Origin of the sequence: Planomonospora sp. ID82291 (genome assembly GCF_015711645.1) — a bacterium.
Classification (GTDB): domain Bacteria; phylum Actinomycetota; class Actinomycetes; order Streptosporangiales; family Streptosporangiaceae; genus Planomonospora.
On record NZ_JABTEX010000005.1, the window covers coordinates 118560 to 138280 of the forward strand.

Below are 19721 nucleotides of genomic sequence, written 5' to 3' on the forward strand. Positions count from 1 at the left end.
CATGACCAGATTCCGGTACGGCCCGCGCCTGGTGGTTCCTCTCGCGGTCCTGGCATTGTTCGCGTCGGCCTGCGGCGCCTCGGAGAAGTCCGGCATGAGCGACGCCGCTGCTCCGGCGGCGGTCTCCGCCCAGGGCGACGGCTCCGGCGGGGCGGGGTTCGACCGCGCGGAGAGCGCCGAGGCCCCCTCCTCCGGCGAGTCCGGGGGCGAGCGGCGGCAGACGGAGCAGGTGAAGGCGGTCCCGACCGAGCGGGCCATCGTCTACACCGCGCAGATGACCGTCCGCGCCGAGGACGTGGCCGCCTCGGCCGAGGCGGCCAAGCGCATCGTCTCCTCGACCGGCGGCTACCTGTCCCAGGAGAAGTCGGACGCCTTCGGCGGCGGTGAGGCCTCCTCCACCCTGGTCTTCAAGATCCCGCCCGCGAACTACCCGGCCGTCGTCGACCGGTTCGGCAAGGAGCTGGGGAAGCGGGAGTCGGTCCAGCAGAACACCGAGGACGTCACCGAGGAGGTCGCCGACGTCGAGAGCCGTCTGAAGTCGGCGCAGTCCGCGCTGGACTCGCTGCGCGCGCTGCTGAAGCGGGCGGACACGATCGGCCAGGTGCTCGAGGTCGAGCGGGAGATCTCCAACCGGGAGGCGGAGCTGGAGTCGCTCCAGGCCCGGCAGAAGAAGCTCGCCTCGCTCACCGGCATGGCGACGCTGACCCTGAACCTGATCGGCCCGGTGGCCGAGGCGCCCGAACCGCCGGAGGAGGGGCCCGGCGGCTTCCTCAGCGGCCTGGCGGCGGGCTGGAAGGCCTTCGTCACCGCCGTCAAGGTCGGACTGACGGTCCTCGGCGCGCTGCTCCCCTGGCTGCTCGTGATCGTCCCGGTCTGGCTGGCGATCGCCCTCGTGCTGCGCCGCAGCCGCCGCAGGCGTCCCGGACCGCCGGCGCCCTCCGGACCGCTGCACCCCGGTCCGATGCCCTCCGGACCGCTGCCCTCCGGGCCGGGCTCTGCGGACACGCCGCCGGCGTCCTCCGGGCCGGACGCCCCGGGCACGCCGACGCATCCCGGCCCTGCCTCCCCTGCGTCCCCGGACGCGCCGGCGCGTCCCGGTCCGCCGCCGGGCGACGTCAGCGGGCCGACGCCCGGTGCACGAAGTCGGTGAGGCGGGCCAGTTGGTCGGGGTCGGTGCCCGGCAGCACGCCGTGACCGAGGTTGAAGACGTGTCCCTCCGCCGCGGCCCCGCGGGCCAGGACGTCGCCCGCCCTGCGTTCGACGACCTCCCAGGGGGCGAGCAGCGTCGCCGGGTCCAGGTTCCCCTGGAGCGCCTTGCCGGGGCCGACGCGGCGGACCGCCTCGTCGAGCGGAACGCGCCAGTCGACGCCGACCACGTCGGCTCCGGCCTCGCCGAGCAGGCCGAGCAGCTCGCCGGTGCCGACGCCGAAGTGGATGCGCGGGACGTCCAGGTCGGCCAGGCCCGCGAAGATGCGGCCGGTGTAGGGCAGGACGAACTCGCGGTAGTCGTCGGGGGCGACGGCGCCGACCCAGGAGTCGAAGAGCTGCAGGGCCGAGGCCCCGGCGGCGGCCTGGATGCGCAGGAAGCCGAGGGTGATCTCGGTCAGCCGGTCCATCAGGGCGTGCCACAGGTGCGGCTCGCCGTACATCATCGCCTTGGTGTGGTCGTGGTTCTTGGAGGGGCCGCCCTCGATGAGGTAGGAGGCGAGGGTGAACGGCGCGCCCGCGAACCCGATGAGCGGCGTCGGTCCGAGCTCGCCGGTGAGCGCCCGGACGGCCTCGGTGACATAGGAGACGTCGTCGGGCTCGATCGGGCGCAGGGTCCGGACCGCGGCGGCGTCCCTGATCGGGTCGGCGACGACCGGGCCGACACCGGGTTTGATGTCGAGGTCGATCCCGATCGCCTTGAGCGGGACCACGATGTCGCTGAAGAAGATCGCCGCGTCCACCCCGTAGCGGCGGACCGGCTGCATCGTGATCTCCACGATCAGGTCGGGGGTGGCGCAGGCCGCGAGCATGGGAACCCCGCCGCGCACGGCCCGGTACTCGGGCAGCGAGCGGCCCGCCTGGCGCATGAACCACACCGGCGTGCGGGGGACGGGCTGGCGGCGGCAGGCGCGCAGGAACGGGGAGTCGGCAGGCTCGGGATTCACCCTCCCAGGGTGCCATGCCCCCGGGTCGGTCCGCGCACCGCGCGCCCCGGCGGCGCGGTGCGTCCGAAATACCGGTCAACGGGTGACATCACCGCCGGAAAGGCTCGGGAGAACGACCCGTGGCCGCTCCGGAGCGGTCCTCCCGGTTCCGGCGGCCCGTCCGCCGGAATTCGGCCGGAGACCCGAGAAAAGGCGGCGACCGGGGGCCTGCGATCTCGCGAGACGGCACGGGGCGATCATGTTTGCGGGTACAGTTCCTCCCATCGGCGAACCAGGGTCGGCCCCCGGCCGGTCCAAATGTTCGTCAATCACCGCGCGGCATCGATTCCGGCACCACTTTGGGGACACGCCGAGCACGTTGCGCGGAATTGTCGGCGCGACGTGCCAACGTCGGACCACGACCCGACGAAAGGCCGTGTGCGATGACCACGATGTGGAATTCACCCGAACGCCGCGGTGAGCACTGCGCTTCCTGTGCCGCCGAGCGGGTTTTCGAGCAGCCTCCCTGCCCGGACGGCCACGGGGCGGGCGAGTGTCCCGAGTGGTCCTGCACCGCGTGCGGGCACGCGCTGGTCCTCGGGGCGCCGCCCGGAATGCCGGGGGCGCCCGCCGGCGCCGGACGCGCTCCCCGCCGTCCGATGGTCTCGGTTTGATCGGCCCCGATGGTTCCCACGAACACCCCGATGGTCCCCATGCACTCAGTTTCGACCTACGCTTCCGATATGACCCTCGGTGACGCGCCGTCCGCTCCCGCCGCCTTCCGGCGCGCGGTGGCGAGTCTGCGCCTGCCCGAGGTCAGGCCGGAGATCGAGCTGGAGGACATCCCCGCACCCCAGCGCCTGGCCCCCTACTCGGCCGCCATCGGCGCGTCGGTCTACCGCGACGACGACGAGCTCGCGGTCGGGCGCCTCATCGTGCTCTTCGACCCGGACGGCCAGCGGGGCTGGGACGGGCAGTTCCGGTTGGTCGCCTACGTCCGGGCGGACATGGAACCGGAGATCACCGAGGACCCGCTGCTCGGTCCCGTCGCGTGGAGCTGGCTGACCGAGTCGCTCGACGCGCACGCCGCCGGCTACGCCGCCGCCGGAGGCACCGTCACCCGGGCCGTCTCCGAGGGCTTCGGCAACAAGCGCGAGGACCCGGTGACCACGGAGCTCGAACTGCGCGCCTCCTGGTCCCCCCTGGAGGAGGACCTCTCCGGCCATGTCGCCGCCTGGTGCGACCTGATGTGCCTGGCGGCGGGCATCCCCCCCCTGCCCCCCGACGTGGCGGCCCTGCCGCCGCGCCGTCGCGAAGATCCGGAGTCCTTCAGAACGTGACCGACGAGACGACGATCGTTCCACTGCTGGAACCTCGAGAAGGCATCCCACCCGTCATCGAGGATCCGGCCGGCCTCGCGCGTGTCGTGCACGCCTTCGCCGAGGGCACCGGGCCGGTCGCCGTGGACGCCGAGCGGGCCTCGGGTTACCGCTACAGCGGCCGCGCCTATCTGGTTCAGTTGCGCCGGGCCGGTGCGGGCAGCGCGCTGATCGACCCGATCCGCTGCCCCGACCTGTCGGAGCTGGACGCGGCGCTGGCCGACGCCGAGGTGGTGCTGCACGCCGCCTCCCAGGACCTGCCCTGCCTGGCGGAGCTCGGTTTCCGCCCCCGCGCGCTGTTCGACACCGAGCTCGCCGGGCGTCTGCTCGGCTACGAGCGGGTGGGCCTCGGCATGATGGTGGAGAACGTCCTCGGCCTCCGGCTGGAGAAGGGCCACTCGGCCGCCGACTGGTCCACCCGCCCGCTGCCGGAGGACTGGCTGCGCTACGCCGCGCTCGACGTCGAGGTCCTGATCGAGCTCCGGGACGTCCTGCACGAGGAGCTGAAGGCGAGCGGGAAGCTCGCCTGGGCCGAGGAGGAGTTCGCCGCGGTGCTGGCCTACCGCTCCCCGGGGCCCCGCACCGATCCGTGGCGGCGCACCTCCGGGATCCACAAGGTCCGCGCGCTGCGCGGGCTGGCCGTGGTCCGGGAGCTGTGGACGCTCCGCGACTCCCTCGCCCGCGAGGCCGACCTGGCGCCGGGCCGGGTCCTGCCGGACTCGGCGATCGTCGCCGCCGCCCTGGAGCTGCCCCGCACCACCAAGGCCCTCACCGACATCCCCGCCTTCACCGGCCGCAGCGCCCGCAAGCACCTGCGCGACTGGCTGGCCGCGATCACCAGGGCGCGGGCCCTGCCGGAGGCCGAGCTGCCCCAGCCCAGCGCCCCCGGAGACGGACCGCCGCCCGCCAACCGCTGGATGGACCGCGACCCGGTCGCCGCCCGGCGGCTCGCCGCGGCGAGGACCGCGGTCGCCGCCCTCGCCGACGCGCACCGCATGCCGGCGGAGAACCTCCTGCAGCCGGAGGCCGTGCGCCGCCTGACCTGGGAGCCGCCCGCGGCCGTCGACACGGACGCCGTCGCCGCCCGGCTGCGCGGACTGGGCGCTCGCGAGTGGCAGATCGGGCTGGCCGCCGGCCCGGTGGCCGAGGCGCTGATCCGCCTGGAGGCGCAGGAGAAGGCCTGAGCCCTCGTCCGCCCGCGTGTCCTGGCCACCGGGATGGCCTCCTGCCCGCCCGCGTGTCCTGGCCACCGGGATGGCCTCCTGCCCGCCCGCGTGTCCTGGCCACCGGGATGGCCTCCTGCCCGCCCGCGTGGCCTCCTGTTCCCCAGGGTGGCCTCCTGTCCGCCGGGGTGGCCTCCTGTCCGCCGGGGTGCGTCCGTGGAGGCCTCCGGACGCCCGCACCCCCGGAAAGACGGGGCCCCGGGCGCTCCGGTCAGCGGTTCTCGCCCAGCGCCCGGATGATCTGCTCGGGGGTGAGGCGGTGCGTGCCGACGTAGTAGAGCACCGCCCCGGCCGGCAGCTCGGTCCGCCAGCCCGGGTTGACCACCAGCCCCGCCTCCGTGCGCGCGGCCAGCAGCGTGGCGCCGTACGCCCGGCCGAGCGCGATCAGGCAGCGCTCGACCGGCACCGGGCCCAGTGACCCGGGCAGCCGTGTCGAGTAGGTGCCGGCGCCGCCGTGGGTCATCAGGTCGGCGTAGACCTCCGTGATCCCGGGATCCTTCAGCTCCTCGGTGATCATGTGCGGGCTGTGCCACTGGACGCAGCGCACGTTCTCGTTGACGTAGCGCACGTTCCGCACCCGGCCGATGTCGCGCAGCGCCACGACGAGGTGGGCGCCCTCGGCGACGTGGTCGGCGGTGACCGCCACCGCCAGCGCCTCGTTGTCGTCGCGGACGTCGACGAGCACGCTCCGCGCCCGCTGCACGCCGGCCCGGCGCAGCACCTCGTCGTGGGTCGGGTCGCCGCGGACGAAGGCCACGGCGCGGCCGGGCATCGGGTGGGTGGACACGTCGTCCCACGCGCAGAGCACGAGGTCGCACGGGCCCTCGGCCGCCAGCTCGTCCACGATCTGCTCGGTCCGGCCCGGCGTGTAGCCGAGCAGCACGATGTGGTCCGCCGCCTCCACCGTGACCGCGCCCTGCATCCGCCGTCCCTTCGCTCGTTCCATGACGGCCGTCAGCCGGGTGAAGACCGTGGTGAGCGTCGCGATCCCGCCCACGATGACGTAGGCGCCGACGGCGCGGCCGGCGTCCGAGGTCGGGGAGAAGTCCCCGTAGCCCACGGTCGCGGCGGTGACCACGAAATACCACCAGTAGTTGGCCGGTTCCACGATCCGGCTGCCCGGGGGCTCCGCCAGCGCCATCAGCGGCCAGCTCGTCGCGAACACGACGCCGAACACCGCCACCGGCGTCCACCAGGCGCTCAGCGCCGCGAGCCGGGCGAGCAGGCGTCCCAGGAAGATCGGCACGCTCCTCCTCCCGCGCTGCGGCGTCCGGCCGCCGGAGCGGACCCGTTTCCCCCATCTTTCCCTGCGACGGCGGAGCCGTCACCGCCAGATGCTTGCCCGCCGGGCCCGGCCTGCCGTACGGTACTTAGGAAAGCGCTTTCCATAGGAGGCTCAGAGAGAATGTCCCCCCGAAGCATCGGCATCGTGATGAACGGTGTCACCGGCCGCATGGGTTACCGTCAGCACCTGGTCAGGTCGGTCCTGGCGATCAACGGGCAGGGCGGCGTGGCACTGTCCGACGGCAGCCGCGTCCTGCTCAGGCCGGTGCTGGTGGGCCGGAACGCCGAGAAGCTCGAGAAGCTCGCCGCCGACCACGGCATCGCCGACTGGACCACCGACCTCGACGCGGCCCTGGCCTCCGACGAGAACCTGATCTACTTCGACGCCCAGGTCACCCAGGCGCGCGTCAAGGCCGTGCTCAAGGCCATCGAGGCCGGCAAGCACGTCTACGCCGAGAAGCCGACCGCCGAGACGGTCGAGGAGGCCGTCGCGCTGGCCGAGGCCGCCGCGGCCCGGGGCGTCAAGAACGGCGTCGTGCAGGACAAGCTGTTCCTGCCGGGCCTGCTCAAGCTCAAGCGCCTGATCGACGGCGGGTTCTTCGGCCGGATCCTCTCGGTGCGCGGCGAGTTCGGCTACTGGGTCTTCGAGGGCGACTGGCAGACCGCCCAGCGCCCCTCGTGGAACTACCGCGCCGAGGACGGCGGCGGCATCGTGCTCGACATGTTCCCGCACTGGGCCTACGTGCTGGAGAACCTGTTCGGCCGGGTCCGCTCGGTCTACGCCCAGGCCGTCACCCACATCCCCGAGCGGGTGGACGAGCGGGGCGAGGCCTACCCCGCCACCGCCGACGACGCCGCCTACGGCGTCTTCGAGCTGGAGGGCGGGATCATCGCGCAGATCAACTCCTCCTGGAGCGTCCGGGTCAACCGCGACGAGCTGGTGGAGTTCCAGGTGGACGGCACGCACGGCAGCGCCGTCGCGGGCCTGCGCAACTGCCGCGTCCAACACCGGGCCACCACCCCCAAGCCCGTCTGGAACCCCGACCTGCCCGTCACCGCGCGCTTCCGCGACGACTGGCAGGAGGTCCCGGACAACACCGAGTTCGACAACGGCTTCAAGATCCAGTGGGAGATGTTCGTCCGCCACGTGCTGGAGGACGCGCCGTTCCCCTACGACTTCGCCTCCGGGGCGCGCGGCGTCCGCCTCGCCGAGCTGGGCCTGCGCTCCTCCGCCGAGGGCCGCCGCCTGCCGGTGGAGCCGTGACGCGCATCGTGCTCCCCGGCGGGGAGCACACCCTGCGTGAGCCGGTGGCCTGGGAGCGGCCCGCCGGACCGCCGCGGAGCCGGATCGTCTACGCCGCCGCCCACGTGGTCGCCGACCCGCTCGGCGACAACACCCCCGGCTCCCCCGCCGCCGTCGACTGGGACGCCACGCTGCGCTTCCGCCGCCACCTGTGGTCGTACGGCCTGCGGGTCGCCGACGCCATGGACACCGCGCAGCGCAACATGGGCCTGGACTGGGCCGCCACCGGCGAGCTCATCCGGCGCAGCGCGGCCGAGGCGGCGGAGTTCGGCGACCCGGCCGCGCTGGTGGCCTGCGGAGCGGGCACCGACCACGCCCCGGACGCCGGAACGCTGGACGAGGTGGTGGCCGCCTACACCGAGCAGATCGAGACCGTCCGCGGCGCCGGGGCCGGGGTCGTCCTGATGGCCAGCCGGCAGCTCGCCCGGATCGCCCGGGGCCCGGAGGACTACCACGCGGTCTACGGCACGCTGCTCTCGCAGACCGACCGGCCGGTGATCCTGCACTGGCTGGGCGAGATGTTCGACCCGAACCTGGCCGGCTACTGGGGCTCGCGGGACGTGGCCGAGGCCACCGCCTCGTTCCTGGAGCTGATCCGCGGGCACGCGGCGGCGGTGGACGGGGTCAAGGTCTCGCTGCTGGACGCCGAGCACGAGATCGCGCTGCGGGCGGCGCTGCCGGAGGGCGTGAGGCTCTACACCGGCGACGACTTCAACTACCCGTCCCTGATCGCCTCCGGCAGCCACGCGCTGCTGGGCATCTTCGACGCGATCGCCCCGGCGGCCTCCGCGGCCCTGGCGGCGCTCGACGCCGGGGACCTCGCCCGCTACGAGGAGATCATGGCCCCGACGGTCCCGCTCTCCCGGAAGATCTTCGAGGCGCCGACCTACCACTACAAGACCGGCATCGTCTTCCTGGCCTGGCTCAACGGCCACCAGGACGCGTTCGCCATGGTCAACGGCGCCCAGGCGGCCCGGTCGCTGCCGCACCTGGCCGAGGTGTTCCGGCTGGCCGACGCCGCGGGCCTGCTGAGCGACCCCGACCTGGCCGTGCGCCGCATGCGCTCGCTGCTGGAGGTGCACGGACTGTGACACGACCCGTGACACCGGCTGCGGCACCGGCTGCGACGCCGAGAGGGAGCCGCCTGTCCCTCAACCAGTGGACGACCAGGCGCTGGTCGGTGGCCGAGGCCGTCGACGGGTGCGTACGGCACGGCGTCGAGGCCATCGGCCTGTGGCGGCAGGACGTCGCCGCGCAGGGCCTGGCCGAGACCGTGAGGCGGGTGGCCGACGCCGGGCTGCGCGTGTCGTCGCTCTGCCGGGGCGGTTTCCTCACCTCCGGGGACGCCGCCGCGCTGGACGACAACCGCCGGGCGATCGACGAGGCGGCCGCGCTGGGCGCCCCGTGCCTGGTCATGGTGGTCGGCGGGCTGCCCGGGGTGGTCCCCGGCGAGCCGCTCGGCGCGGTCGACCGCGATCTCGCGGGGGCCCGGGAGCGGGTCGCCGAGGCGCTGGCCGTCCTGGCGCCGTACGCCGGTGAGCGCGGGGTGCGGCTGGCCCTGGAGCCGCTCCACCCGATGTACTGCGCCGACCGGGCCGTGCTGTCCACCCTCGGGCAGGCGCTGGACCTGGCCGAGCGGCACCCGGCCGAGCAGGTCGGCGTGGTCGTCGACACCTTCCACGTGTGGTGGGACCCGCAGGTGCTGGAGCAGATCGCCCGCGCCGGGGAGCGGATCGCCTCCTACCAGGTGTGCGACTTCCTGCACCCGCTCCCGGACGACGTGCTGCTCGGCCGGGGGGTGATGGGCGACGGCGTGATCGACTTCGCGCCGCTCACCGCGGCCGTGGCCGCGGCGGGCTACACCGGCGACATCGAGGTGGAGATCTTCAACGCCGACGTCTGGGCCGCCGACCCCGACGAGGTCCTGGCCCGGGTGAAGGCCAGGTTCGGCGAGCTGGTCGCCTCCTGCTGACCGGCGGGCCCGGGGGCCTCACCCCTGCGGGGTCAGGCCCCTGGTGCTCCCGCGCAGGACGACCTCGCCGGACACCCGCTCGGTCCGGGGCTCCTGCGCCTCCTCCGACGGGCCGAGGGCGAGCTCCAGCGCGCGGGCGCCCATGTCGGAGAGCGGGAGCCGTACCGTCGTCAGCGAGGGGACGAGGTCGCGCAGGGTGGCGATGTCGTCGAACCCGGCGACCGAGACGTCCTGCGGCACCCGGATCCCGCGGTCCCGGAACGACGCCAGCGCGCCCACCGCCATCACGTCGTTGACCGCGAACACGCAGGTGGCGTCGGTGACCTCGGCCGCGGCCCGGTAGCCGCCGTCGCGGTCGAAGGTGCCGTGCACGAGCTGCGGCGCGGGCAGGCCCAGCCCGGCGAGCGCCCCGGTGAACCCGGAGACCCGGTCCTGGGCGGTGATCAGCCAGGGCGGCCCGGCCAGCACGGCGAAGCGCCGGTGCCCCAGGCCGGCCAGGGAGCGGGCGAGCTCGGCGGCGCCCTCGGCGTTGCCGGGGGCCACCGTGTCGGCGCCGAGCAGGTCCTGGCCGACGCAGGCGATCCGGCCGCCGGTCGCCCGGTAGCGGTCGAGCTCCTCGCGCAGCCGCCGGGTCACCCCGGGGTTCGCGATCCGGGACCCGGCCAGCAGCACCGCGCGCACGCGCTGCGCGTTCAGGGTCGCGACGTAGGCGATCTCCCGCTCCGGGTCGCGGTGCGTGGTGGCGACCATCACCATCAGCCCCTGCTCCTCGGCCACCCGCATCGCCCCGTCGGCGAGCGCGGCGAAGTAGGGGTCGGTCAGGTCGTGGACCACGAGGCCGATCACGTTGCTGGCCCCGCGGGCGAGCGTCTGCGCCGCCACGTTCGTGCGGTAGCCCAGCTGCCGGGCGGCCTGCTCCACCTTGGCCCGCAGGGACGCGCCCACCTGCCGGGTGCTCCCGTTGAGCACCCGGGAGGCCGTGGCGAGGGAGACCCCCGCGTGCCTGGCGACATCTTCGAGCGTGACCACGGGCGACCTCCTGGAAAACGATTGCCAATCTTGCCAGAGACGATCCCCGCGGCGCACCTTCCCGGGGTAGGCCTCTGGCTGCGGGCACTCCTCGGACGCTCCTCGGGCACTCCTCGGGCGCCGGCGGGGACGCGCGGGGCCGGTGCGGGAGGGCTCAGCGCGACGCGCCCGGATCCGGTCCGCCCGGTCCGCGCCAAACGTTGTTACCGACCAGTAGCATGTCCGTGTAGCCACCCATCAACGAGGAGCGAACCCGTGCCTTCGTCTCGTGACGTCGTATTCGTCGACGGAGTGCGCACGCCCTTCGGCAAGTCGGGCCCCAAGGGCCTGTACGCCGAAACGCGCGCCGACGACCTGGTGATCCGCGTCATCCGCGAGCTGATCCGGCGTAATCCGAATCTGCCGCCGGAGCGCGTCGACGAGGTGGCCATCGCCGCCACCACCCAGATCGGCGACCAGGGGCTGACCATCGGCCGCTCCGCCGCCGTCCTGGCCGGGCTGCCCAAGAGCGTCCCCGGCTACGCGATCGACCGCATGTGCGCCGGCGCCATGACCGCGGTGACCTCGGTCGCCGGCGGCATCGCCTTCGGCGCCTACGACGTGGCCATCGCCGGCGGCGTCGAGCACATGGGCCGCCACCCGATGGGCGAGGGCGTCGACCCCAACCCCCGGTTCGTGGCCGAGCAGATCGTGGACGGCTCCGCCCTGGTCATGGGCATGACCGCGGAGAACCTGCACGACCGCTACCCGACCATCTCCAAGGAGCGCGCGGACGCCTTCGCCCTCGCCTCCCAGGAGAAGGTCGCCAAGGCCTACGCCGACGGCAGGATCCAGCCCGACCTGGTCCCGGTGGCCGTGCGCTCGGCGGAGCGGGGCTGGGGCCTGGCCACCGCCGACGAGGCGCCCCGCCCCGGCACCACGCTGGAGGGCCTGGCCTCGCTCAAGACCCCGTTCCGGTCGCACGGCCGGGTCACCGCGGGCAACGCCTCCGGGATCAACGACGGCGCCACCGGCTGCATCGTGGCCGCCGCCGACGTCGCCGCCGAGCTGGGCCTGACCGCCAAGATGCGCCTGGTCTCCTACGCCTTCGCCGGCGTCGACCCCGAGGTGATGGGCGTCGGCCCGATCCCGTCGACCGAGCGGGCGCTGCGCCTGGCCGGGCTCTCCATCGGCGACATCGGCCTGTTCGAGATCAACGAGGCCTTCGCCGTGCAGGTGCTGGCCTTCCTGGAGCACTTCGGCATCGCCGACGACGACGACCGGGTGAACCCCTACGGCGGCGCGATCGCCTTCGGCCACCCGCTCGCCTCCTCCGGCGTGCGCCTCATGACCCAGCTCGCCCGCGAGTTCGGCGAGCGCCCCGACGTCCGGTACGGCGTCACCACGATGTGCGTCGGCATGGGCATGGGCGGAACGGTCATCTGGGAGAACCTCGCCTGGGAAGGTGCGAAGTGACGGATATCAAGGAACTGTTCGCCGACGAGGTCGTCACCAGGGCGGCCGTCCGCGACGTCGAGCTGCCCTACGGCGCCGGCACGATGGCCCTGATCACGCTGGACAACGGCTTCGACCACACCAAGCCGTCGACCTTCGGCCCGGCCGGCCTGACCTCGCTGAACGAGGCCCTCGACGCGGTCGCGGGCCGCAGCGACCTGGTCGCGGTGGGCGTGACCGGCAAGCCGTTCGTCTTCGCGGTCGGCGCCGACCTCAAGGGCGCCGCCCTGGTCTCGCAGCGCGAGCAGGCACTGGCCATCGGCAGGCTGGGCCACGACGTGTTCCGCCGCCTCGGCGAGCTGGACGTGCCGTCGTTCGCGTTCGTCAACGGCGCGGCGATGGGCGGCGGCCTGGAGGTCGCCCTGCACTGCACCTACCGGACCGTCTCCTCCGGCGTGCCCGCGGTGGCGCTGCCCGAGTGCTTCCTCGGCCTGGTCCCCGGCTGGGGCGGCACCCAGCTGCTCCCCCGCCTGATCGGCCCGGCGAACGCGGTCAAGCTGATCATCGAGAACCCGCTCTCCCAGAACCGGATGATCAAGGGCCGGGACGCCTTCGCGCTGGGCGTCGCCGACGCGATGTTCGAGCCCGCCGACTTCCTGGAGGAGTCGCTGCGCTGGGCGGCCCAGGTGCTCCGCGGCGAGGTGGAGGTCTCCCGGACCGACCACACCGCCGAGGACTGGTCGCCGGTGGTCGACGGCGCCCGCGCGCTGCTCGACCTGAAGCTGCACGGCGCCAGCCCGGCCCCCTACCGGGCGCTGGAGCTGGTCGCGCTGGCCCGCACCGCCTCCCGGGACGAGGGCTTCGACGCCGAGGACGCGGCCCTGGCCGACCTCCTCATGGGCGACGAGCTGCGCGCCGGGCTGTACGCCTTCGACCTGGTGCAGCGCCGTGCCAAGCGGCCCGCCGGGGCCCCGGACAAGGCGCTGGCCCGCACGGTCACCAAGGTCGGCGTCGTCGGCGCCGGCCTGATGGCCTCGCAGATGGCGCTGCTGTTCGCCCGCCGCCTGGAGGTCCCGGTCGTGCTGACCGACCTGGACCGGGCCCGCCTGGACAAGGGCGTCGGCTACGTGCACGCCGAGGTCGACAAGCTGCTCGGCAAGGGCCGGATCACCGGCGACCAGGCCAACCGCCTCAAGGCCCTGGTGACCGGCTCGCTGACCAAGGACGCGTTCGCCGACGCCGACTTCGTCATCGAGGCCGTGTTCGAGGACATGAAGGTCAAGCAGCAGGTGTTCGCCGAGGTCGAGGCCGTGGTCTCCGAGACCTGCGTGCTGGCCACCAACACCTCCTCGCTCTCGCTGACCGAGATGGGCTCGAAGCTGGCGCACCCCGAGCGCCTGGTGGGCTTCCACTTCTTCAACCCGGTCGCGGTGATGCCGCTGCTGGAGATCATCCGCGGCCACGCCACGGACGACGCCACGCTCGCCACGGCGTTCGCGGTCGGCCGGTCGCTGAAGAAGTCCAGCGTGCTGGTGAAGGACGCCCCGGCGTTCGTCGTCAACCGGCTGCTGACCCGCTTCATGGGCGAGGTCATCGCCGCCGTGGACGAGGGAACCCCGCTGGAGCTCGCCGAGCACGCGCTCGACGACCTCGGCCTGCCGATGACCCCGTTCGCGCTGCTGCAGCTGGTCGGCCCGGCCGTCGGCCTGCACGTCGCCGAGACCCTGCACGCGGCCTTCCCCGACCGCTTCGGCGTCTCGGAGAACATGGCGAAGCTGGTCGCGGCGGGCAAGCCCGGCGTCTACGGCGCGGACTTCTCCCTCGACCCGGAGGCGGTGGCGATCTTCTCCGGCGGCGCCTCCCCGTCCACGGCCGAGCAGGTGCGCGAGCGGGTGCTGCGCGCCCTCGCGCAGGAGATCCGCCTCATGCTGGAGGAGGGCGTGGTCGCCGCGGCCCAGGACATCGACCTGTGCATGATCCTGGGTGCGGGCTGGCCGTTCCACCTGGGCGGCGTCACCCCGTTCCTGGACCGGTCCGGCGTCGCCGAGCCGCGCTTCCTGGAGCCGGGCGTGGCCTCCGTGCCCGCCTGACGGCCCCGGCCGTCCACGGGGCCCGTCCCGCGCCTCCTCCGGGGGACGCGGGGCGGGCCCCGCCTCATCGGCGGGGCCGGGCCATGGCGCTGTGGCGGTGGCCGTAGCAGAAGTAGATCAGGACGCCGAGCAGCATCCATGCCAGGAACCGGATCCACGTCTGCACCGGCAGGTTGAGCATCAGGTAGACGCAGGACAGCACCGACAGGACCGGCACCAGCGGCACCAGCGGGGTGCGGAAGGAGCGCGGCAGGTCCGGCCGCGTGCGCCGGAGGATCACCACCGCGAGCGAGACCACCACGAACGCGAAGAGCGTGCCGATGTTGACCAGCTCGGCGATCGCCGCCAGGTCCAGGAGCCCCGCCAGGGCCGCGACGATCACGCCCAGCAGGATCGTGATCCGGTACGGCGTGCCGTACCGCGGGTGCACCCTGGCCAGGCCCCGGGGCAGCAGGTTGTCGCGGCACATGGCGAACATCACCCGCGACTGGCCCAGCATGAGGATCATCACGACGGTGGTCAGGCCCGCCAGCGCGCCCACGCTGATCAGCGAGGCGGCCCAGGTCTGGCCCACGGCCTTGAACGCGTCGGCGAGCGGGGCGGCCTCGCTGAGCTCCCGGTAGGGCTGCATGCCGACGACGACCACGGAGACGGCGACGTACAGGACCGTGCAGACGCCGAGCGAGGCGATGATGCCGATCGGCAGGTCGCGCTGCGGGTCGCGGGTCTCCTCCGCCGCGGTGGCCACCACGTCGAAGCCGATGTAGGCGAAGAACACGATCGCGGCAGCGCTGAAGATCCCCGCGATGCCGAAGGCCACCGGGGTGATCCCGAAGATCAGCTGGATCAGCGGCGCCGACCGGCCCTCGACGGCGGGCGTCGGCACGGACGGCGGGATGAACGGCGTGTAGTTGGCGGCCTCGACGAAGAACAGGCCGGTCACGATGACCAGCAGGATCACCGTGACCTTGATCGCGACGACGACCAGGTTGAGCCGCGAGGAGAGCTTGACGCCGGCGATCAGCACCGCGGTGAGGGCCAGCACGACGAGCGCGGCGGGCAGGTTGAAGACCGGGTCCTCGCCCGCGATCGCGGCGGGCAGGCGGAGGCCGAGGGACTCCAGCAGCGAGGTCAGGTAGCCCGACCAGCCGACCGCGACGACCGCGGCGCCGAGCATCATCTCCAGGATCAGGTCCCAGCCGATGATCCAGGCGGGGAACTCCCCCAGCGTGGCGTAGGAGAAGGTGTAGGCCGACCCGGCCACCGGCACGGCGGAGGCGAACTCGGCGTAGCACAGCGCCGCGAGCGCGCAGACCACGGCGGCGACGACGAACGACAGGGCGACCGCCGGCCCGGCCGTCTCCTTGGCGACCTGGCCGGTGAGCACGAAGATGCCGGTGCCCACGATGACGCCGACGCCGAACACGGTCAGGTCGAGGGCCGTGAGCTCCTTTCTCAGCCGGTGCTCGGGCGCCTCGGTGTCGCGGATCGACTGCTCGACGGACTTCACGCGGAAAAGGGCCATCGGAGCCTCCCCGTCCTGTGGATCATCCCCGGGTGCTTCCCCGTTGATCGGCGGGTCATGCGGGCCGGGGCCGTACGGCCTCCTCGGCGAGGCCCGGACGGACCGCCGGCCCGCACGGACCCGCGCGGCCGGGAACCGGATCCGCGCGGGTCAGCGGGCCGCGCGGGTCAGCGGGCCGCGCGGGTCAGCGGGCCGGGTGGTTCTCCAGGACCGGGGAGCGCCTGGCGACCGCCTCGGTGATCTCTCGGGCGATGTCCTGGGCGGTCAGGCCGATCTCGGCGAGGATCTTCGCCCGCTTGGCGTGGTCCAGGAAGCGCTGCGGGATGCCGTAGGTGCGGACCGGGACGTCCACGTCGGCGTCGCGGAGCAGCCGGGCCACCGCGTCGCCCACGCCGCCGACCCGGCCGTTGTCCTCGACGACCACGACCAGCTTGTGCACCCGCGCGGCGGCCACCAGCGCCTCGTCCAGCGGCTTGACCCAGCGCGGGTCCACCACGGTCGCGGAGATGCCCTGGGCGTCGAGCAGCGCGGCGGCCTCCAGGCACGTCTCGGCCATCGGGCCGACGGAGACGACCAGCACGTCGGGGTCGCCGGCGCGCAGCACGTCCATCCCGCCGAGCCGGCCCTCGGCCTCGATCTCGGGCCCGACCGGGCCCTTGGGGTAGCGCACCACGGTGGGGCCGTCGTCGACCTCCACCGCCTCGGCGAGCAGCTCGCGCAGGCGCGGCTCGTCGCGCGGGACCGCCACGGACAGCCCCGGGACGACCTGCAGGATCGACAGGTCCCACATGCCGTTGTGGCTGGCGCCGTCGTCTCCGGTGACGCCCGCCCGGTCGAGCACGACCGTGACCGGGAGCCGGTGCAGGGCGACGTCCATCAGCAGCTGGTCGAAGGCCCGGTTGAGGAAGGTGGCGTAGACCGCCACGACGGGGTGGAGCCCGCCGAGCGCCAGGCCGGCGGCGCTGGTCAGCGCGTGCTGCTCGGCGATGCCGACGTCGTAGAGGCGGTCGGGGTAGGCCTCGGAGAACGGGATCAGCCCGGTCGGGCCGAGCATCGCGGCGGTGATCGCCACGATGTCCCGGCGCTCGGCGCCGAGCCGTACCATCTCCTGGCCGAACACGTTGGTCCAGCCGTGCGGCTTGGGCTTCTCCTCGCCGGTCAGCGGGTCGAAGACGCCGGGCGAGTGGAAGCAGTCCTCGCCGTGGTTCTCGGCCGGCGAGTAGCCGAAACCCTTCTTGGTGAGCACGTGCACGATGACCGGGTGGCGGAAGCCGCGGGCCCTGCGCAGCGCCGCCTCGACGGCCTGCTCGTCGTGCCCGTCGACCAGCCCGATGTACTTCAGGCCGAGGTCCTCGAACATGACCTGGGGGGCCAGGACGTCCTTGATGCCCTTCTTGACGCCGTGCAGCGCGTCGTAGACCGGGGCGCCGACCACGGGCACCTTCGTCAGGTTGCCCTTGACGAACTCCAGCACGTCCTCGTAGCGCTGGGTGGTGCGCAGCGAGGCCAGGTGGTTGGCCAGCCCGCCGATGGTCGGCGAGTAGGAGCGGCCGTTGTCGTTGACCACGATGATCAGCGGCAGGTCCCGGTGGGCGGCGATGTTGTTCAGCGCCTCCCAGGCCATGCCGCCGGTGAGGGCGCCGTCGCCGATCACCGCGACGACCGTGCGGTCGCTCTCGCCGCGCAGCTTGTAGGCCTTGGCCAGCCCGTCGGCGTACGACAGGGCGGTGGAGGCGTGGGAGTTCTCGATGACGTCGTGCTCGGACTCGGCCTGGCTCGGGTAGCCCGACAGGCCCCCCTCCTGGCGGAGCGTGCCGAAGCGGTCCGCCCGGCCGGTGAGCATCTTGTGGACGTAGGCCTGGTGGCCGGTGTCCCAGAGGATGCGGTCGCGCGGCGAGTCGAAGACCCGGTGCAGCGCGATGGTGAGCTCGACCACGCCCAGGTTCGGGCCGAGGTGCCCGCCGCTGCGCGCGGTGGAGCTGACGAGCAGGTCCCTGATCTCGGCGGCGAGCACCGGGAGCTCCTCCGCGCCCAGCGCCTTGAGGTCCCGCGGCCCCTTGACCGACTCCAGAAGACCGCCCAGCCGTCCGGCGCGCTCGCTCACGGAATCATCCCCTCTGTCCTGACGTAACAGGGCGAGTCTAGTTCGCCTCCGGCCCGTCACCCGCAAAGGCGGGCAATCTATACGTTTTATCCACACTTGCCCTACCCTTGCCCTCACCATGAGCGCTCTCCCCTCCGGGCCCCTGTCCTCCCTCGTCACCGCCGCCCTCTCCTTCTCCCTCGCGGCGGGCGCGGGCGCGGGCCAGGTGGGGGCGATCCCGGTGGCCGCCGCCCGGGCGCCCAGCGCCCCGGCCGGCACGGCCCCGGTGCAGGGCAGGACCGCGGCGACCGCCAACCCCCTGTACGGCGCCGGCGTGCTGCCCTCCGTGGCGTGCCCGGCGGGGACGATCAAGGCGGGCAGCGCGGCCTCCTACAAGGCCTTCATGACCCGCGTCTCCCGCTGCCTCGGGCTGGCCTGGGGGATCCAGTTCGGCAAGGCCGGGCTGGACTTCACCCCGCCGAAGCTGCGTTTCGCGACCTCGCGGGTGAGCAGCCCCTGCGGGAAGTGGCCCGCCGGTGCGGGCGGGTACTACTGCGCCGGCGACCGCACCGTCTACATCGGCCTGACCCGCGCCGTCCTGGCGAACCCGTACGGTCCCAACCACGCGCAGTTCATGGCCCACGAGTACGCCCACCACGTCCAGCAGCTGGCGGGCATCCTGCCCTACTACGGCCGGACCGTCTGGCGGGCCGCGCCCGCGGCCAGGCTCGCGCTCTCCCGCCGCCTGGAGCTGCAGGCCGACTGCCTGGCCTCGGCCTTCCTGCGCGGGGCCGCCGCCGACCTGAAGGTCACCCCGGAGCACTGGGAGGCCATGCTGGAGTGGACCGCCCGCAACGGGCACAAGAGCTGGCCGAAGAACGACCACGGCAGGGGCGGCAGCCAGGCCTACTGGATGGAGCGCGGCTTCGAGCGCGGCACCCCGGGCGCCTGCAACACCTTCACCGCCCCGCGCCGGGTCGTCGACTGAGCGCGCCGCCCCGGCGCCGGGCGGCCGCGCCGCAGGAGGCGCTCCGTACGGCCCGCCGTCAGGAGCCGGCGCGGGCGAGGACCTCCAGGGGGTCGGCGAGGACCTGGGCGAAGGCGAGCTCGGCCGCGCCCACCAGGGTGGCGTCGTCGCCCAGGGCCGTGGTGCGCAGGCGCAGCCGCTCCCGCGACGCGGGCAGGGCGTCGAGGTTCAGCCGGCTGCGGACCTGCGCGGCCGAGCCGAGGTAGACCTCACGGAGCATGCCGCCGAAGACGACCATCTCCGGGTTGAAGACGTTGACCAGGTTGGCCACGCCCAGGCCGAGCCAGTCGCCGACCCGGCTCAGCGCGGCCTGGGCGACGACGTCGCCGCGGTCGGCGGCGGAGACCACCGCGCGGACGGCCTCCCGGCCGATCTGGGAGCCGAAGCGCCCGGCCGCCTCCAGCAGCGCCCGCTCCCCCACCTCGGCCTCCAGGCAGCCGCGCGAGCCGCAGCCGCACCGCCGGCCCTCGGGGTTGACGACCATGTGCCCGACCTCGCCGCCGAAGCCCTGGTGGCCGCCGAGCAGGGTGCCGCCCGCGATCACGCCGCCGCCGACGCCCACGTCGCCGTGGAGGTAGACGAGGTCGCGGCAGCCGACGCCGACGCCGCGCAGGTGCTCGGCCATCGCCGCGAGGTTGGCGTCGTTGCCGACCGCCACGGGTAGGCCGAGGGCCAGGCGGCGGGCCATCTCCTCACCGAACGGCACGTCCGCCGCGCCCATGTTCGGCCCGAACCTGACGATGCCGTCGCCCTGCGCCACCCCGCCGGCGAAGGCCGCGGCCACCCCGACGCAGACCGTGTCCGGCCGCGTCCTGCGGTGCATCTGCCGGGCGAAGGCGGCCAGCGGGCCGACGGTCTCCTCCAGCGAGAAGGGACCGCGCCGCCGGGCCGTCTCCCGGCGGTCGAGGACCGCCCCGCCCAGGCCGACCCGGGCGGCGACCAGCCGGTCGACCCCGACGTCCAGGGCGAACACGTAGACCCGCGCGGACTCGGGACGGACCACCAGGGAGGGCCGCCCCGCCCGGCCGGTCTCCCGGGGGAGCTCCTCGCGGACCAGGCCGGCGGCGGTCAGGTCCGCGGTGAGCGCCATGATCGTGCTGCGGTTGAGCCCCATCCTGCTGGTGAGTTCCGCGCGCGAGGTCGGCCCGCTCAGGTGGACATGACGGAGCAGAGCGCCGAGGTTGTGGCGTCTGATCTCCTCTTGGGAGGGGCCGGCCCGCATCGCGTGGTGTTCCTTCGG

15 protein-coding genes are annotated in these 19721 nt (G+C 73.8%); 9 read left to right on the plus strand and 6 right to left on the minus strand.

The annotated features are described in order from the left end of the window. The first annotated feature begins 1 nt into the window (after position 1). Complete coding sequence (locus HS045_RS28470) at positions 2-1150, plus strand: DUF4349 domain-containing protein (RefSeq protein ID WP_196454602.1); 1149 nt, start codon at positions 2-4, stop codon at positions 1148-1150. Here the strand turns inward: HS045_RS28470 and hemE are convergent. Beyond that, positions 1116-2153, minus strand: coding sequence for a uroporphyrinogen decarboxylase (gene hemE, locus HS045_RS28475; RefSeq protein ID WP_196454603.1), 1038 nt, complete (start codon positions 2151-2153; stop codon positions 1116-1118). The two genes, HS045_RS28470 and hemE, sit on opposite strands and share 35 nt — an antisense overlap. 722 nt (positions 2154-2875) lie before the next feature. Here hemE and HS045_RS28480 point away from each other — a divergent pair. After that, entirely contained in the window at positions 2876-3472 is a 597-nt protein-coding gene (locus HS045_RS28480; RefSeq protein ID WP_196454604.1) for a DUF3000 domain-containing protein, read from the plus strand. Further along, the gene (locus HS045_RS28485; protein WP_196454605.1) at positions 3469-4695 is read left to right on the plus strand and encodes an HRDC domain-containing protein; all 1227 of its coding nucleotides are present in this window, start codon (positions 3469-3471) and stop codon (positions 4693-4695) included. Before HS045_RS28480 ends, HS045_RS28485 begins: the two co-directional genes overlap by 4 nt. 250 nt (positions 4696-4945) lie before the next feature. On the opposite strand, the gene HS045_RS28490 is transcribed toward HS045_RS28485, so the two are convergent. Beyond that, entirely contained in the window at positions 4946-5980 is a 1035-nt protein-coding gene (locus tag HS045_RS28490) for an ion channel (protein ID WP_196454606.1), read from the minus strand. A 159-nt stretch (positions 5981-6139) separates the two neighbouring features. Between HS045_RS28490 and HS045_RS28495 the strand changes: the two genes are divergently transcribed. Genes HS045_RS28495 through HS045_RS28505 form a run of 3 tightly spaced genes read left to right on the plus strand, consistent with a single transcriptional unit; the run spans position 6140 to position 9293 of the window. Beyond that, positions 6140-7282 carry a Gfo/Idh/MocA family protein gene (locus HS045_RS28495; protein WP_196454607.1) on the plus strand — a complete coding sequence of 381 codons (1143 nt, stop codon included), beginning with the start codon at positions 6140-6142 and terminating at the stop codon, positions 7280-7282. A gap of 5 nt (positions 7283-7287) precedes the next feature. Further along, positions 7288-8412 (plus strand): dihydrodipicolinate synthase family protein, encoded by a 1125-nt coding sequence (locus HS045_RS28500; protein WP_374191424.1) that lies wholly within the window; start codon positions 7288-7290, stop codon positions 8410-8412. Further along, entirely contained in the window at positions 8409-9293 is an 885-nt protein-coding gene (locus HS045_RS28505) for a sugar phosphate isomerase/epimerase (RefSeq protein ID WP_196454609.1), read from the plus strand. Before HS045_RS28500 ends, HS045_RS28505 begins: the two co-directional genes overlap by 4 nt. An 18-nt stretch (positions 9294-9311) precedes the next feature. On the opposite strand, the gene HS045_RS28510 is transcribed toward HS045_RS28505, so the two are convergent. Next, positions 9312-10322, minus strand: coding sequence for a LacI family DNA-binding transcriptional regulator (locus HS045_RS28510; protein ID WP_196454610.1), 1011 nt, complete (start codon positions 10320-10322; stop codon positions 9312-9314). 255 nt (positions 10323-10577) lie between these two features. On the opposite strand from HS045_RS28510, the gene HS045_RS28515 reads away from it, so the two are divergent. Together HS045_RS28515 and HS045_RS28520 are read left to right on the plus strand one after the other, a co-directional pair. Beyond that, positions 10578-11777, plus strand: coding sequence for a thiolase family protein (locus HS045_RS28515; RefSeq protein WP_196454611.1), 1200 nt, complete (start codon positions 10578-10580; stop codon positions 11775-11777). Further along, complete coding sequence (locus tag HS045_RS28520) at positions 11774-13846, plus strand: 3-hydroxyacyl-CoA dehydrogenase NAD-binding domain-containing protein (protein WP_196454612.1); 2073 nt, start codon at positions 11774-11776, stop codon at positions 13844-13846. The genes HS045_RS28515 and HS045_RS28520 overlap by 4 nt, the downstream gene beginning before the upstream one ends. A 64-nt stretch (positions 13847-13910) precedes the next feature. Here HS045_RS28520 and HS045_RS28525 read toward each other — a convergent pair whose 3' ends face one another. Next, on the minus strand, positions 13911-15371 hold the full coding sequence (locus tag HS045_RS28525; RefSeq protein ID WP_196454613.1) for an amino acid permease: 1461 nt from the start codon (positions 15369-15371) through the stop codon (positions 13911-13913). 184 nt (positions 15372-15555) lie between these two features. Then, complete coding sequence (dxs, locus tag HS045_RS28530; protein WP_307827771.1) at positions 15556-17475, minus strand: 1-deoxy-D-xylulose-5-phosphate synthase; 1920 nt, start codon at positions 17473-17475, stop codon at positions 15556-15558. A gap of 118 nt (positions 17476-17593) precedes the next feature. Here dxs and HS045_RS28535 point away from each other — a divergent pair, with 118 nt between their 5' ends. Further along, entirely contained in the window at positions 17594-18442 is an 849-nt protein-coding gene (locus tag HS045_RS28535; RefSeq protein WP_196454614.1) for a neutral zinc metallopeptidase, read from the plus strand. Between the two features lie 58 nt (positions 18443-18500). Here the strand turns inward: HS045_RS28535 and HS045_RS28540 are convergent, their stop codons facing one another. Beyond that, complete coding sequence (locus HS045_RS28540) at positions 18501-19703, minus strand: ROK family transcriptional regulator (protein ID WP_196454615.1); 1203 nt, start codon at positions 19701-19703, stop codon at positions 18501-18503. Between the last annotated feature and the right edge of the window lie 18 nt (positions 19704-19721).